The 15,255-nt window shown below is 53.3% G+C and carries 12 protein-coding genes and 1 tRNA gene; 4 read left to right on the top strand and 9 right to left on the bottom strand.

The genetic code is table 11. The annotated features are described in order from the left end of the window. Window positions 1–49: 49 nt before the first annotated feature. Complete coding sequence (locus tag NEA10_RS06720; RefSeq protein WP_252664564.1) at window positions 50–931, bottom strand: SDR family oxidoreductase; 882 nt, start codon at window positions 929–931, stop codon at window positions 50–52. A gap of 88 nt (window positions 932–1,019) precedes the next feature. On the opposite strand from NEA10_RS06720, the gene NEA10_RS06715 reads away from it, so the two are divergent. Beyond that, the gene (locus NEA10_RS06715; protein WP_252664563.1) at window positions 1,020–1,811 is read left to right on the top strand and encodes a prepilin peptidase; all 792 of its coding nucleotides are present in this window, start codon (window positions 1,020–1,022) and stop codon (window positions 1,809–1,811) included. Here NEA10_RS06715 and NEA10_RS06710 read toward each other — a convergent pair. Further along, window positions 1,808–2,215, bottom strand: a complete 408-nt coding sequence (locus tag NEA10_RS06710) for a hypothetical protein (RefSeq protein ID WP_252664562.1) — start codon at window positions 2,213–2,215, stop codon at window positions 1,808–1,810. The two genes, NEA10_RS06715 and NEA10_RS06710, sit on opposite strands and share 4 nt — an antisense overlap. Window positions 2,216–2,522: 307 nt before the next feature. Between NEA10_RS06710 and accD the strand changes: the two genes are divergently transcribed. The 3 genes from accD to psbV2 all read left to right on the top strand — a co-directional run bounded on the left by accD (window position 2,523) and on the right by psbV2 (window position 4,813). Continuing rightward, on the top strand, window positions 2,523–3,467 hold the full coding sequence (gene accD, locus NEA10_RS06705) for an acetyl-CoA carboxylase, carboxyltransferase subunit beta (protein ID WP_252664561.1): 945 nt from the start codon (window positions 2,523–2,525) through the stop codon (window positions 3,465–3,467). Window positions 3,468–3,605: 138 nt separating this feature from the next. After that, entirely contained in the window at window positions 3,606–4,097 is a 492-nt protein-coding gene (gene psbV / locus NEA10_RS06700) for a photosystem II cytochrome c-550 (protein ID WP_252664560.1), read from the top strand. A 197-nt stretch (window positions 4,098–4,294) separates the two neighbouring features. Continuing rightward, window positions 4,295–4,813, top strand: coding sequence for a photosystem II cytochrome PsbV2 (gene psbV2 / locus NEA10_RS06695; protein ID WP_252664559.1), 519 nt, complete (start codon window positions 4,295–4,297; stop codon window positions 4,811–4,813). 13 nt (window positions 4,814–4,826) lie between these two features. Here the strand turns inward: psbV2 and NEA10_RS06690 are convergent, their stop codons facing one another. From NEA10_RS06690 to NEA10_RS06660, 7 genes are all read right to left on the bottom strand, one after another. Beyond that, window positions 4,827–7,043, bottom strand: a complete 2,217-nt coding sequence (locus NEA10_RS06690) for a GumC family protein (RefSeq protein ID WP_252664558.1) — start codon at window positions 7,041–7,043, stop codon at window positions 4,827–4,829. Window positions 7,044–7,112: 69 nt separating this feature from the next. Continuing rightward, window positions 7,113–8,756 carry a polysaccharide biosynthesis/export family protein gene (locus tag NEA10_RS06685; RefSeq protein WP_252664557.1) on the bottom strand — a complete coding sequence of 548 codons (1,644 nt, stop codon included), beginning with the start codon at window positions 8,754–8,756 and terminating at the stop codon, window positions 7,113–7,115. An 85-nt stretch (window positions 8,757–8,841) separates the two neighbouring features. Beyond that, the gene (locus NEA10_RS06680; protein WP_252664556.1) at window positions 8,842–9,663 is read right to left on the bottom strand and encodes a cyanoexosortase B system-associated protein; all 822 of its coding nucleotides are present in this window, start codon (window positions 9,661–9,663) and stop codon (window positions 8,842–8,844) included. A gap of 123 nt (window positions 9,664–9,786) precedes the next feature. Next, window positions 9,787–9,868 (bottom strand) — tRNA-Leu (locus NEA10_RS06675). Further along, complete coding sequence (locus NEA10_RS06670) at window positions 9,847–10,722, bottom strand: M48 family metallopeptidase (RefSeq protein WP_252664555.1); 876 nt, start codon at window positions 10,720–10,722, stop codon at window positions 9,847–9,849. Before NEA10_RS06670 ends, NEA10_RS06675 begins: the two co-directional genes overlap by 22 nt. 174 nt (window positions 10,723–10,896) lie before the next feature. After that, window positions 10,897–12,225 carry a UDP-N-acetylglucosamine 1-carboxyvinyltransferase gene (gene murA / locus NEA10_RS06665; protein WP_252664554.1) on the bottom strand — a complete coding sequence of 443 codons (1,329 nt, stop codon included), beginning with the start codon at window positions 12,223–12,225 and terminating at the stop codon, window positions 10,897–10,899. A 368-nt stretch (window positions 12,226–12,593) separates the two neighbouring features. Next, window positions 12,594–14,981, bottom strand: a complete 2,388-nt coding sequence (locus tag NEA10_RS06660; protein WP_252664553.1) for a putative bifunctional diguanylate cyclase/phosphodiesterase — start codon at window positions 14,979–14,981, stop codon at window positions 12,594–12,596. Between the last annotated feature and the right edge of the window lie 274 nt (window positions 14,982–15,255).

Genomic DNA, 15,255 nt, shown 5'->3' with positions numbered 1-15,255 from the left:
CCCTCTGGGGAGGGGATAAGGGTCACGTTCCCGACCAATTTGCTCCAAGTTAACGATTGAGTAAGTAGCGTTTTAAGAAGCTTTCTAAGGATTCCATTTGGATATCAAACACCGATTCAAGTCGGTGAATTTCCTCAGACGTACAGAAAAATTCATTCGCTAAGAGAATCCGTAAGGTTCCCAGCGATCGCTGCAAGTCAGGATTGAGGAAGCCCAAGGCTGAACGAACGCCATCGAGAACGCTTAAGGGGAGATTAATCACAAAGGGTTCTTTCTCAAACACCTGACTGAAAATTCTGGGAATATCCTCACGATTGAGGATTTCTGGGCCCCCTACTGCAAAAATCTGATTCTGGGCCGCCTCATAGTCCGGGGCTTGAATGGCAAGTTCGGCTAAATCATCGGGACTGAGAATTGAGGAGCGATTTTTGAGATCACCAATGGCAAAGTAGATACCCGTATCCCGGAAGCGTTCAGCTAGGGGTAAGAGATTTGAGGCAAAGCCAGAGGGACGCAGAATCGTATAATTCAAATCAGTTTTTTGTAAGGCATTTTCTACCTCTCGCTTCGCCTTAAAAACGGGAGAATCTTGGTAGCCGCGATCGGTCCCTAACACGGAGATGTAGACAAAATGGTCAACCCGGTTTTCCTGGCCAAAATCCATTAAATCAATGTTGGCTCGGTAGTCAATGGCTTGGGCTTGACCACTATCCGAGCCGTGGGCGCTGATAATGTAGCGAACATCCCGGCAGGCTTTGCGGATATCTCGCTCTTGGGCTAAGTCACCGATAAAAATTTCTGCGCCCCGTTGTTCGAGTTCCGCGTAATTGGAGGCGAGGCGCACGAAGGCCCGCACCGGCAAATCGCGATCGCGCAGCCGGCGTACAATGCGTTTGCCGACACTTCCGGTTGCACCAGTCACTAAATACATAAAGCAAATTCCAGTTAGACTGACAGATAAGAGTTGCTAGACAACAGGGGCCATCGTAACTATGATCGATCACCTGTGGGCGTTGCCCATGCTTCTTATTGTATTTGCCTTGGGCGCTTCAATTGGCAGCTTTGCCAATGTGGTCATTTATCGTCTACCCGCAGGCCAGTCCTTACTCCATCCTCCCTCTCGTTGTCCCCATTGTGGACATGGCTTAGGGAAAGGGGAAAATATCCCGGTGTTGGGGTGGTTGCGTTTGCGAGGACGCTGCGCCCATTGCCATAGTCCCATTTCCCCCCGCTATCCCATCGTTGAGGCGGTGACGGGACTGTTGTTTTTGGGGGTATTTTGGCGCTATGAGGTCTCGTTGACGACCGTGGGCTATTGGCTATTTTTAACAGGACTGTTGGTGTTGGCCCTGATTGATTGGGATACCATGACGCTCCCGAACCCTCTAACTCGTTTAGGGGTTCTCTCAGGGCTAGTCTATCAGACCCTACAAGGCTGGCAGGGGGATTCGGCTATTGAGGGGCTGATGCGAGGGATTTTTGGGGCGGTGTTGGGGATTTGGTTAATCGACGCCGTTCGCTTTTTAGGGTCTTTGGCTTGGGGAAAAGAAGCCATGGGGGCCGGTGATGGGAAATTACTGGCGGCCATTGGGGCCTGGTTGGGCCCGGGATTGATGGTGATTTCTGGGTTCGTTGGGGCCCTGTTGGGAGCCGTGATGGGTGGAGGGGCGATCGCCCTGGGAATTTTGGGGCGATCGCAACCTATGCCCTTTGGTCCTTTTCTCGCCCTGGGGGGGGCAATGGCCGCCATTTGGGGAACCCGTTGGCTGAATCTCTACCTAGAAATCTTTTTCCCCGCCGGGGTTCTTTAATCCTCCCTTGCCGGCTCGGGGCGAATCTCACCATTATAGGTCGCCTCTACCTCCCACGTGTTGGGATTAACAAGAACCACCGTCTCAATGCTGTAGTGACTGTCCTGGGGGGCCCGTCCGAAAAAGCGAAACTCAATTTCTCCGTTGTCCGTCAAGCGGTAGGGGGCGTCAGCAGAGGGTCCGTGCATGGAAGCCTCAGCGCGATAGCGTTGTAAGCCCCCATTGAGACGTTCAGCCAGTTGACGGGCTTGATTTTTAGCTCGGTTAACGTCGAAGGTGGACAGGGAAAACTCTTCTAAACGGGCATTGCGTTCCGCGAAACGGTCTTGGGCCTGAGCTGGGGTTGGATTGGCCACGGAGGCACTGACCAGGGTTAGCAGGAGCAGAGGTAAAATGGGCTTCATGGAAAATATCCTCCAGAGATTGAGGGTTAAATGGCCTGCATATCAGAGTATCCTGGGGAGAGAATTGGCTAAATGGGTCAATTCCAGATCTTGATCTGCCACAAGAAATCGCGTTTGAGTCCCGGAATTTGATAGGATGCGATCCATGACAGAGATCCCTAATCCATTTTAGTCCTGGCAACAGAGCGACCGTCAACCTAGTCCAATCCCCTGACCAGGTATCTGTTTGAGAGGGTTGACCTGTCGACGGCTCTGTCTGTCCGTCAAACCTCAGCCGCGAGATTGCTTTTAAAAATCCCAGAACTTCATGTCTCTATTTGATTGGTTTGCTGACCGACGCAAGTTAAATTCTATCGGTCAGAAGCAGCAGGAACGAGAAATCGCCGAGGGGCTTTGGACCAAGTGCGAGTCCTGTGGTGTTTTAACCTACACGAAAGACTTGGCGGCCAACCACATGGTGTGTCCTGAATGCGGTCATCATGGTCGCATTTTTAGTGATGAGCGTATTCAACAACTGATTGATGCTGGCACCTGGCAGGCTCTGAATCGCCAGTTGCGTCCCACGGACCCCTTAGGATTTTGCGATCGCAAGGCCTACCGCGATCGCCTCAGTGATTATCAACAAAAAACTCAACTCAACGATGCCGTGCAAACGGGTTTCGGTGACCTGGATGGGTTACCCATTGCCCTAGGGGTGATGGACTTCCGCTTTATGGGAGGCAGCATGGGGTCCGTGGTGGGGGAAACCTTAACCCGGCTGATTGAGCAGGGAACCGCCGCTGAACGTCCTGTGATTATTGTCTGCGCCTCTGGAGGGGCGAGGATGCAGGAGGGGATGTTGAGCCTGATGCAGATGGCGAAAATTTCCGGAGCCTTGCAGCGCCACCGACAAGCGCAATTGCTCTATATCCCCATTCTGACTCATCCCACCACTGGCGGCGTTACGGCCAGTTTTGCCATGTTAGGTGATATTATCCTGGCGGAGCCGAAAGCTACCATTGGTTTTGCGGGACGGCGGGTGATTGAACAAACTTTACGCCAGAAACTGCCGGAGGATTTTCAGTCGGCTGAAGATCTGCTCAGCCACGGGTTTGTCGATGCCATTGTGCCTCGTCCTCAACTCAAGGGACTGTTGGGGCAGTTAATTCGTTTGCATCATCCCTCCCTGAAACGGACTCATCATCAGGTTCCTCAGGGCCAGGAGAGTGATGCCGTGGCCCTAGAAATTTCTGGGTCAAATGAGCCATCCTAGGTCCGTAAAGATAACAAATCCTTAAAACAACCGCTCTAACGTCCCCAGACTCTGGCATGATATGTGTACTGACAAGAGATTAAAAGCTTGTCCCACATTCAAGCTTGGCTGAACATCAATAAAGTTTAGAGGAAAACAATGCTAAAAAGATTCTTTTGGCTTGCGATCGCGGTGGTCGTCTTAGTATGTAGCTTCGGCACGAACAGCGCCATGGCGTTGGAACTCGATGCTGAAACCCGCACCGTCACCTTGAACGAACAGGGGGAAACCGTCACCTTATCTCTGGAACAGGCCACCCGTGGCAAACGGCTCTTTGGTGATATTTGCGCCCAGTGCCATCCCGTTGGACTGACCAAGACCAACCCCAACGTCAATCTAAGTTCCGAGAGTTTGGCCTTAGCAACCCCTCGTCGGGATAATGTTGAGGCCCTGGTGGATTATATGAAAAACCCCACTACCTTTGATGGTGAGTTTGATATTTCCGAACTGCACCCGGCTACGTCGAGTTCAGACATTTTCCCTGAAATGAGAAATTTAACAGACGACGATTTGTTTAATATCGCGGGGCATATTCTGATTCAGCCCAAACTCCGGGGGACTCAATGGGGTGGCGGTAAGGTTTATAACTAAATCTTCCCATTCTACCGATGAACGGTGAGGTGACAATAGCGATGAATCCCCGGTTTGGCCGAGGTCTTCGTCGCTGTTGTCCTCTCCGGTCATTGGGATACTGCCAGAGCAATTTTTAAGGTTGAGAAAACCGGGCGTTCCTCTATTGCGATCGCCGGTTTTTGGCAATCTTGCTGTTTTTTAACACAAGGATAACTATGGCTTTTCAACGGAACGCCTTCCTGGACGCTTGGTTTAAACATACCCTGGCCGCGATCGCCCTCCTGGGAGTTCTCCTCTGGGGAAGCGCTCCAGCCCTAGCGAATGGAGTCAATGCTGATGTAGCGCGATATCTGACCCCCGACGGTCCGGCCCGGGTTAAACTGGACCCTCAGGGCAATCAAGCCAGTTATTCCGGTGAAGCTCTCACCCGAGGCCGGGACATCTTCATGGAAAACTGCGCCTACTGTCATGCCAACGGTTTGACCTTGCCCTTCCCCCAAATTTCCCTAACCCTGGAGGATTTAGCCGGGGCCACGCCAGCACGAGATAACATCGATGGCTTTGTCACCTATCTACGACAACCCATGACCTATGACGGCTCCGATTTCAGTGACTGGTGTCGGGAAGTTCCCGAGAGTTGGCTGGCTCGCCCACAACTCGAAGAACTGGCGGCCTTTACCCTCAGTGCGGCGGAGAAGGTCCCCGGCTGGGGAACGCTTCCCTCCAACCGCTAAGACTCCAATTTCCTTAAGACGGGTTTCGCGTCGAGGTGGGTACTTCTGGGTGTTCGGCTTCAGGATGTCCGAGATAGTCATCATAGAGGGCAGACTCGTAGCTCGACCGGGTTACTGGCTCTTCCTCCTCCTCTTCATAGGGAATCTCGACCACAATTTCCGCTCCATTGACCACGGACCCGAGGACACGCACTCGCTCCTCAGCCTCTTCTAGCATTTCTGCATATTCGTTGAGGAGGCCACCCCGAGTTATCCCAGGTCGAGCCACAATGAGCAGACCATCGGTAAAGGGTTCAAGGGCTAGGGTATCGTTACATCGACTCAGGGCCGGTGAATCCACAACAACGAAATCAAAGCGGGCCCGGGCTTGCATCAGCAACTGGCGTAGTTCACTGGATTCGATAACGGCGGAGACCTGTCGTTGAGGACCCGGACTGGGAATCACATATAGGTTCGGCACATCTGGAACCAGATGCGCATTGCGATTCATGCTGTCATAGTGCTTCAGGGGTTCCGTGAAACGTTGAGGATCGAGGCTGATTTTGAGGGACTCTGCCCGAGAGGGCGATCGCAGATCAGCTTCAACCAACAGGGTTCGTTTCCCCGCCCGAGCAGCAGCGATGGCTAGGTTATAGGCGGTCAATGACTTCCCTTCTTCAGCAGCCGGACTGGTGAGTAAAACAACCCGGGGTGGGGTTCCTTCAACTCGTTGCAAGGTGCTACGCAGGCTTTCGTAATGGTCCAAGTAGGGGGAATGGGGCGACAAGAGAACAGGGAACGGCTCTTCCTGAGCCAACGCAGCTGAATCGAAGTCCTCGATATAGGGAATCGTCCCCAACACCGACAAATCTCGGCCTTCTAGGGCCCCGCGCACTTCCTCCATGGTGTAGAAGCGTCCTTCGAGTGCCGATAAGCCAAAGATGAGGATGGCTCCCGCCGCTAAACCGGCTCCACCGCCGATGAGAACCAACAAAAAGATATTAGCAGCATCTTCCCGAATCTCCTGCACCTGGGGTTCCTGGGCAATACTGAGATTGCTGACGGTTTCTGTACGCGCTGACTCTGCATCAATGAGCCGAGCCTGTAACTGGTTAAACAGGGACTTATGAATGGCCACGACCTGACTGAGTCGTTCCCGTTCTAACTCTAAATTGGGTAGATTCTGAAACTCGGCCAGTAACTCATTCTCTAGCCGTTCCGTTTGTGCCAAGTTTTGTAGCAGCATCTCTCGCTGAGTTTGTAACCCCACCAACTGATTCGCCATTTCTTGCCGGGTGGGATCGAGGCTGCTTTGGGTGCGAACCCGGCGACTGTCATATAAGGGCTGACCAATCCCCTCTCCGCCAATCACCTCTCGGGCGCGGTTTTCTAGCAGGCGTTCTAACCCCGCTAATTGACGGCGTAACTCAACCACCTGCGGGTGATCTGGGCGTAAGGTTTGACCGAGAAGAGCCTGCTGACTTTCAATTTGGTGAATCTGTCCCCGCAGGTTATTAACGATGGGATCGCGACTCAGGGCTGATGAGGTATAGGCTTCATCCACCGTTAAGCCCAAACGAGCTTCTAGACTCTGCATCTGGGTGGTGACTTCTTCGATTTGTCGTTGCAGTTCGTCTTGTCGACTCTGAGTGCTACGGATATTACCGACTAACATACCGTCGCGACCCAGCACCAGGGCAGCACCCTCAATGCGATCAAATTGGACTAAACGCTCTTCGGCTTCTCGTAAGTCGGCCTCAACTTCTGGAATCCGCTCATTTAGGGCCGCAATCAACACATCCAGCCGGGAGGTATTGAGCATCCGGCTTTTTTCAACGGATGACTCCATCAAGAGCTGCACCACCTGTTTAGCTCGTTCCGGCGTGGAATCCATATAGGAAACCTCAAACAGCTGCGGTCCTTCAGTGCCAGGGGTTCGTAGCCGGGCTGAGCGAATCTGTCGAGGAGGAACGCCAACTTGTGCAGCAATGTTCTCAACGACTTGGTCATCAATCAGAAACTCTTGGTTGAGGGCTTGCTTACCCTGTTCTTGAATGTTAGGACCGGTTTGTGACACGGTCACCGGCTCCTGCTTTAAGCTCATGACCCCAGAGGCGTTATAGCTCGGCGGCGGAGGCTCTTCTAAACCCATGAGTCCGGAAACACCGACCGCAAGGGCAAAGACGGCAAATCCGGCAAACTTATATTTTCCAAACGCAATGACGTACCGTTTAACGATTGAGGGTGCCACAATTGATATACCTGGTTGAGTCCTGTCTCTAGTTTACGGGGTCAGCTGGAGTGGGGACGAGATGGGGGCTTAGTTTTGGTTATTATCACCCCCACTTGGGCCAAAGAGGTTTTCAGCGCTATTAGAGAGTTGATCAAAGAATAAGAGAAAGCCTAAGACGTCCCGGAATGGCTGGGTAAAGGTGTTTAAAAAGTTCCCCAACTGAGCAATGAGGTTCCGCCCCACCACAATAACATCTCGATCTTGGAGTAGGGGGTTTTCATCCATGTTACCCATGATAGCTTCCCGCACATCGTAATATTCTGTTACAGGCTCACCCAATTCTTCGTCAAAGCGAATGAGAGCCACACGACCTAGGCGAGCGGTATTAAGGGGTACGCCACCGATCGCATCAGCTAAACGGCTACCGGCGGGGAGATCTTGGCGACCGGCAGAGTTTCCTGGGCGGCTAACTAAGCGCACCACAATCCGCTGTTGCGAGATGCTGGTGCGAGTCATCAGTTCCACATCGTAGTTTTCTCGGTCTTCGGGGCGAATTTCGGGGACGATGATGACATCTCCATCTTCTAATCCCAATTGAGGTAGGGGTCGCCCTTCTAGGAGAGGGGTAAAGAGGTCTACTTCCCGTTCAATGGCGGTTCCGTCGGGAAGACGACGGCGAATCAGGATACGTCGTAGGTCGGCGGTGGTTTTGGTTCCTTGGGCGGCGACTAGGGCGCCGTCCACTTCTGGGGCAGGGCGGGAGGCGAAGTCATAGTAGCCGGGACGGACAACTTCGCCGGTGATGGTGACGGCGATGGGTCGGCTAGTGGTGGAGACGAGGGCGGTCCGTTGCAGGATGCTGCGATCGTAGTCGGAGTCAAATTCCCGGGGCCGGGTGGGCACTCGAATCACATCTCCATCCCGCAGACGCACATCGGGAATGGCTTGTCCGAGGATGAGGGGGGTATGTAGGTCAAAGGTTTGGGTGACTTGCTCCCCGTTGGAAAAACGTCGCTCGACGGTGACTTCACGTAGGTCCGCATCCAGGGTGACACCACCGGCGGTGAGTAGGGCTTGGACTAAGGGAGAGTTGGGTGCAATGGGGAAAAACCCCGGCCGTTCAACTTCACCGGTGACCGTGATTTGGGATTGCCGGGGTTGGGCGAGAATAACTTGGACTTCGGGGTCAACGACAAATTGATTGAGGGATGTTTCTAGAAGTTGGGCGGCTTCGTCCACGGTGAGTCCTTCCAGATTCACGGTTCCGAGGAGGGGGACAAAGATGGTTCCCTGAAAGGACAGTTGCGCTGTGGTACTGAGGTCTTGAAAGGGGGGCTGGACGACAATGGAAATGCCGTCACCAATACCAAGGCGGTATTCATCCCAAGCGACGCTATCAATGGGAACCTGCCGCTCGGGAGGACGGCTGGGATCCTGGAGGATGGCGGGGGGGAGTCGTTCTGAGGCGGGAAATCGGTCGAGGCGATCGCGCAGCCACCTCTCCAGATAGTCCATGGTTTGCCGATGTTCCCTTTGCCGCTGGGTCTCAAATTGCTGCCATTGTGGCGATAAACGGCTTGGGGTCTGAGTTGGCTCTACGATACGACGCTCCCCCTGCGTTTGGGCGATCGCCCTCTGGAGCGGCAGCAGCTGAATGGCAACTAGGACGGCACCGGAGAGGACGGCGGTACCTGAACGCCAGGGGGGAAGATGGAGAAAGGGGGAAGACATCGCGATTCAATTAGGACACATCAAACTGAACACTTTAAAACTTCAGATATGTTGACTAAGTTAGGTTCTATGGTTCAGAACGGTCTTAGTTCGTTTGAGACATAACTGAGTTAGGCAACTCAGGGGTTGAGGAGGAGGTTGAGGTCCCGTTGAAGGCTTGGTCGAGGAGAGCGCCATGGACCTGTTGGGCAAAGGATTCTAGGAAGGGCCGGACATCATCCACTGGGCTCAGATGCTCAATGGGGAGAATCAGAGACATGGCAACCCAGGGTAAGCGACGATTCTGGAGACGGGCTAGGCGATCGCGCCAGAACCAACGGACGAGGCTGGGATGGCCGCCGTTTTCCCAAGCATACCACTGGACAATGGCAAAGCTGCGTCGTTCGGTGCGACCCCGGAAATAGCGAGCTTGGACGTTAATGGCTGGACTGGATTGAGGAGTTACGCTGAAGTGCAGAGGTTGAGGTTGATCTTCAATCCACCGTTGCCCCTGGGCTCGTCCGAGTCCCCGCACGTCCATCCATTCCATTTGTGGTTGGGCGGAGGTTCCGCTTTGAACTCGCTGGGGACTCATCAGGAGGGTGGCGCGATCGCTGTGATCCTCTGGTGGCTCTGGAGCGTCCCAACTGAGGGTTTGCATGACCCAACGATTAGGTCCAAGCTGGATGTTCTGTACATCCACATTGGTCCAATTGTCTAAGCTCAGACCCTGTTCCCGCAGGATTTCCAAGGAGGCAAGGGGTGCATCGGGGATGGCGTCGATGGGTGGACGGCCTTGGAGGTATTTAGGAACTGCCGCAACAATGAGTAGGAGGAGACAGAGGGCGATCGTCGCTTTGGCAAACCAAGAGGAGCCCGGCCGGGATCGGGACGGGGTTGCCGTGGAAAGGGATTTATCTACAGTCATAATCGGTGAAATGTTCGGGCTGTCGGCCAGGGCGATCGCCCCCCTCCGTTATAGCAAGTTCTGAAGATAAACAACGAAAAAGACTAGAGGTTGCAGAACCCCTAGTCTCTTCGAGATTTTAAATGGGCAGAGAGAGACTCGAACTCTCACGGCCGAAGCCGCCACATTTTGAGTGTGGTGCGTCTACCAATTTCGCCATCCGCCCGTTGCGTTGGTTCCGCCAGTATAGCAGCTTTGACCAGATTTTAACAAGTCATAATAATTTTGGCTGCTAGACCAGCGATCAATTTCCCGGGCCCGCAACACGGGGACAGGATGACTCAGTTGTTCCGTTTGCAGTTGTTTGAGGGTTTCCCCGAGGGCATCATCTCCGATGGCATCATAGGAGCGGGCTTGCTCTAGGAAAGCATCTAAGTTGAGCTGGGGGGATAGGCTAGGGGAGCCTCCGGCCAGCTTCATCAGCACCGACATCACCGTGCGCGGATTTTGAGTGGCTAATAAGGCAGCGCGATCGCAGCTAAACTCGGCACAGCGCAGCCATTCCAACATTTGCGCCTGGAGACTCTGGGCCACAAGAGTTCCCCAATTAGGGACTTGACCCACAGCTAGGGTAATTAAATTGGCTAAGGTCAAATACACCCCATGCTCACATTTGAGGTGGCCCAATTCATGGGCAATCACCGCTTGAATTTCCTCTGGGGTTAACAGTTCGAGTAAGGAGGTATGCAGCACGACGAAGGCCTGCCGTCCTCGCATGGCAAAGGTATAGGCATTGGGCACTGGATGTTGACGGACATACAACTGGGGTGCTTCCACGTCTAACACCTCAGCCGCTTCGAGGAGCAACTGATGCAGATCGGGGAGTTGCTTGGGGCCAACCTGCACCCCAGACGCGATATTTTCCAAATAAAAGTATTGCTCTCCCAAGGCTCCAAGGAGATTACGAATTAGAACATCCAAGCCGGGGATCTGTTTTAGGGCGGTAGTCGCCCGCAAATCAAGAGGATGGCGGAACTGTTCTGATCTCAGCCCCACCAGGAGCGTTTTGGAGAAAGACATAATAACTCAACCTAGACAATAGATAGAACATGGCAAGGACCCCCATTCGCCATTATAGAGGCCTTACTGTTTAGGGTGAGAGCGATCGCCTGGGAGGAGAGGATGCCGCCCCATATAAATCCCCCCATGAGCCGGGGACTGACTCACGGGGGGGGAGGATAGGGCCAGGCGGTGTTAGACCGTTGCCTCGTTGCTAACTGGGACTCGTTCCACCCGCGCCCCCAGGGTTTGCAGTTTTCCGGCTAAGTTCTCATAGCCGCGATCGAGATGTCGTAACTCTTGCACGATGGTTTTGCCTTCGGCGGCCAGCCCGGCTAAGACTAGGGCAGCGGAGGCACGTAAATCGGTAGCGACCACCGGGGCCCCAGAGAGCAGGGGAACCCCGCGCACCACGGCAATATTGCCTTTGACGCGAATATCAGCACCCATCCGCTGTAGTTCAGCGACATGACGCAAGCGGTTTTCAAAGACGGTTTCGGTAATCACGCTGCTGCCCTGACTCAGGGTCAGCAGAGCCATAAATTGGGCCTGCATATCCGTGGGGAAACCGGGGAAGGGTTGGGTTTCGATATCAACGGCCTGAATGGGACCGGGGACAACGCGCAGGCGATCGGGTCCATCCATGACCACTTGGGTTCCGGCGCTGCGTAACTTAGCGATCGCGGCGGTGAGGTGTTCAGGAACCACTGGGGAGAGGCTAATCTCAGATTGGGTGATGGCCCCGGCCACGAGAAAGGTTCCGGCTTCGATGCGATCGGGAACGATGCTGTAGTCAGCGGTATGGAGTTTGGGAACACCGCTGATACGAATGGTTTTGCTGCCAGCCCCTTCAATTTTTGCGCCCATGGCACGGCAGAAGTTGGCTAAATCAATGACTTCAGGTTCTTGGGCGGCGTTATCGAGAATGGTCTCTCCTTCTGCTAGGGTGGCAGCCATCATTAGGGTTTCGGTGGCACCGACGCTGGGATAGTCCAGGTAGATTTTTGCTCCTTGGAGTCGTGTCCGGCCACCGGTGATGCAGGCCCGAACGACACCATGTTGAATTTGCACATCGGCGCCGAGGGCCTGTAGGCCACGAACATGGAGATCTACGGGACGAGCGCCGATGGCACAGCCACCCGGAAGGGGAACGTTGGCAATTCCCAGACGGGCCAGCAACGGACCGATGACGAAGAAGCTGGCTCGCAGTTGGCTCACCAGTTCATAGGGGGCTTGAGATTGACCGATATGGCTGGCGTCAATTTCCATGAGATCTCCATCCCGGTGGAGTTTAACTCCCAAAGCACTGACGATCTGGGCCATACGAGCAATGTCAACTAATCCAGGGACATTGCGGAGGCGGCAGGTTTCGGGACAGAGTAGAGACCCCGCGATGAGCGCTAAGGCGGCATTTTTGGCGCCACTGATGGTTACGTCTCCAGAGAGAGGCTGTCGTCCCCAGATGTGTAGAACGGACTCGTTAACCTCTGTGGCAGAGGTCGGCTCTAGAGTGGTGCTTGTCATAGGGGGTTGTGCAGTTTCGATACAGTGGGTGGGGGAAGTGGGGGAACGGAGTTCCTTAGGGTCAAAAGAACGATTAATGGGTCTGTCCTCCAGAACGACAGTCTCAGCTCGATCGAGATGAAAGTTTGGTTTCGATTTTACCCAAAACCTAGAAATTTACGTTTCAGTTCCCTAAATTGGTTCAAGAAAGCTGCAAATGTGAATCTAGGCTGGGTATGATACACCCTCAGGGGCGATCGCAAATGGATCGCTACCTAAATTTAGGCATTAGCGTTACACGATTTCAGGCTCTTTGTCAAATCAATGTCAACGATTTGACACATGTTTGACATGAGGAGTCTCTCAAGACCATGGGGAAGACGGCGGGGTTACCCGGCTAGGGCCTGGGGGTTGAAGTCTTCTTGTAGCAGTTGTTCGGCTCGTGAAGCCTCTAGGGGACGGGAGAACCAATAGCCTTGCCCGTAATTGCAACCGATGTTTTGTAGATATTGGAGTTGTTCTAGGTTTTCAATGCCCTCGGCAATGGTATGAATTTGTAAGTGTTGGGCGAGATTAACGATGGCAGGGGCGATGGGAGGCCGGCCATCGCTGTCAAAGAGCCGTTCAACAAAGGAGCGATCAAGTTTGATAATCTGAATCGGAAATCGATGTAGATAGTTGAGGGAACAATACCCTGTGCCAAAGTCATCAAGGCATAAGACCACGTGACGGTCTTGGATTTGCTTAAGAAGGACAATGGCACTGTCTACATCCTCCATCAGAGCGGTTTCCGTAATTTCTAGTTTTAGGGTCCCTCCGTCGAGTTGTGTGTCGGCCAGGAGATAGTCTAATTGGCTGATAAAGGCTTGAGAGAGTTGCCTCCCGGATAGATTGATGCTCATGGACAGGCGATCGCAACCCAGAATGGTCTTTTGCCACTGTCGCAGTTGATGGCCAGCGGTGCGTAATACCCAGGCCCCTAAGGCTTGGATGGAACCACTTTCCTCAGCAATGGGAATAAATTCTGAGGGTGAGATCGGCCCATATTGACTGTGTCGCCAACGGACTAGGGCTTCAAAACCAGTGATTTTCAGGGTGTCTAGGCAAACGATCGGTTGATAGACGACCTTTAACTCGTTGCGCTCGATCGCCCCCCTTAGGTCAGTTTCTAGCTGTAGTCGTCGGATCGTTTCACTGCGCATGGTCCGATCAAAGATCACATAGCCTTCAGTGGGTTTCTGCTTTTTCGCCCGATAGAGCGCAATATCAGCATCTTGTAATAAATCTTGAGGTTGGCGGTGGCCAGGATCGGCGGGAGCAATGCCAATGCTGACTTGGGTAAAGATGCGATGATTTTCAACGGGGAGGGGCTCTCGCAGGGACTGTTGGATCCGCTGGGCCAGTTGAACGGCCTCCTGTAAGTCTTGAAGGTTTTCCATAAGAATGGTGAACTCATCTCCCCCAAGACGAGCGAGGGTGTCACCGGGCCGCAAGCACAGTTCTAGGCGATGGGCAACTTCTAAGAGCAGGCGATCGCCGATGACATGGCCGAGACTATCATTAACGCCTTTAAAATTATCGAGATCCAAGAAGAGGACCACAAACTGATAGTCTTGATGACGGCGTGACCGCCGCAAACTGCGTTCAAGTTGTGAGAGGAACCAACCCCGATTCCATAATCCCGTCAGTTCATCGTGGGAGGCGTTATAGCGTAGTCGTTGTTCGGTGCGTTTGCGTTCGGTGATATCCACAACGGAGCCTTCATAGTGAAGCAAGGCCCCATTGTGATCTCGAACTGCTCGCACATCTTCAGAAATCCAAACCACCGAACCATCGCGACGATAGACTTCTGCCTCAAAGCCGGAAACAACATTTTGAGTTTGTAGCAGTCGTAGCAGTTTCGCGCGGCGACTCGAATCAACATAGAGTTGACGGTCGATATTATCGATTTTCTGAATGAGGTGTTCTGGAGACTCATAGCCCAGGATGATGGCTAAGGCCGGGTTGGCACTGAGATAATAGCCTTCAGGAGAAACTTGAAAAATGCCCTCGATCGCGTTTTCAAAAATACTACGATACTTGGCTTCGGCGGTGGCTAAGGCTTGGATGGTGTGTTGGCGATCGGTAATGTCATTGCCAATGCCCAGGATAAACTCACAGGCGCCACTGGGACATTGACGGACAGACTGACCATGCCACGCTACCCAAAGAATCTCACCATCTTTCGTCATCAGAGAGCTTTCAGCCTGAATCCTATCCAAGACATCAACGAGATCCTGGAAGAGTTCTCGTACACGGGAGCGATCGCAAGGGGGGACACAACAGGACAGATAATTTCGCCCCAATACCTCCTCTCGACGATACCCCAGGGCCCTAAGCATCGATTCGTTCATGCGCAAGACTTCCCCCTCCGGGGAAATGGCCACGACAAAAGCCGGATTGGCTTCGATGAGGGTGTGATTAAACAGCCGTTCACGATCTAGGGCAAACTCAACGGCACTGCGATCGCCCCTAGGATGACGTAACCATCGATAGAAACGGCGTAAACATAACAGTAGGGCCACTAGCACACCAGTCAAGGCAGCCAACATTGAAGGTAGCCAAAGGGCTAAATGAACTTGAGTACTGGCAAGGGATTCCAAGGGTTGTGAGTCTGACAGCTCCTGTTGTAGCAACCGGTGTCCATGCCACAGAGCTAGGACGAGGGGAAACGTCACGACTGCGACTCTTGCTGTGGCCAGCCTGAAACGATTTCGGTTGTAGTCTTCGGCTGTCATAACTGCTGAGCATGAAATCAAGTACCCGTCCCATTCCCGTCAGGTCATTGGCTGGTCGTGTCACTCCTAGGGTAAAACGGGCTCGACCGATTTGGATGTTGCTTCAGACACAAAACTCTGATCGGTGTTCAGGGTAGCCTAGAGAATTTTGCTTAGGGTGTCGCGGATTGCCCCTGGAGCTGAACGACTATATGAAAGGCTTGCCCTGAGGTCGGTGAGGCAGATGATCGGGAACAGGACTGGGGTTCTTCGTAGTGTACCACCATTTTTTGGC

The organism is Phormidium yuhuli AB48 (genome assembly GCF_023983615.1).
Taxonomy (GTDB): Bacteria; Cyanobacteriota; Cyanobacteriia; order Cyanobacteriales; family Geitlerinemataceae; genus Sodalinema; species Sodalinema yuhuli.
The sequence above is the reverse complement of the archived record's forward strand: the minus strand, read 5'-3'. Positions and strand labels throughout refer to the sequence as shown.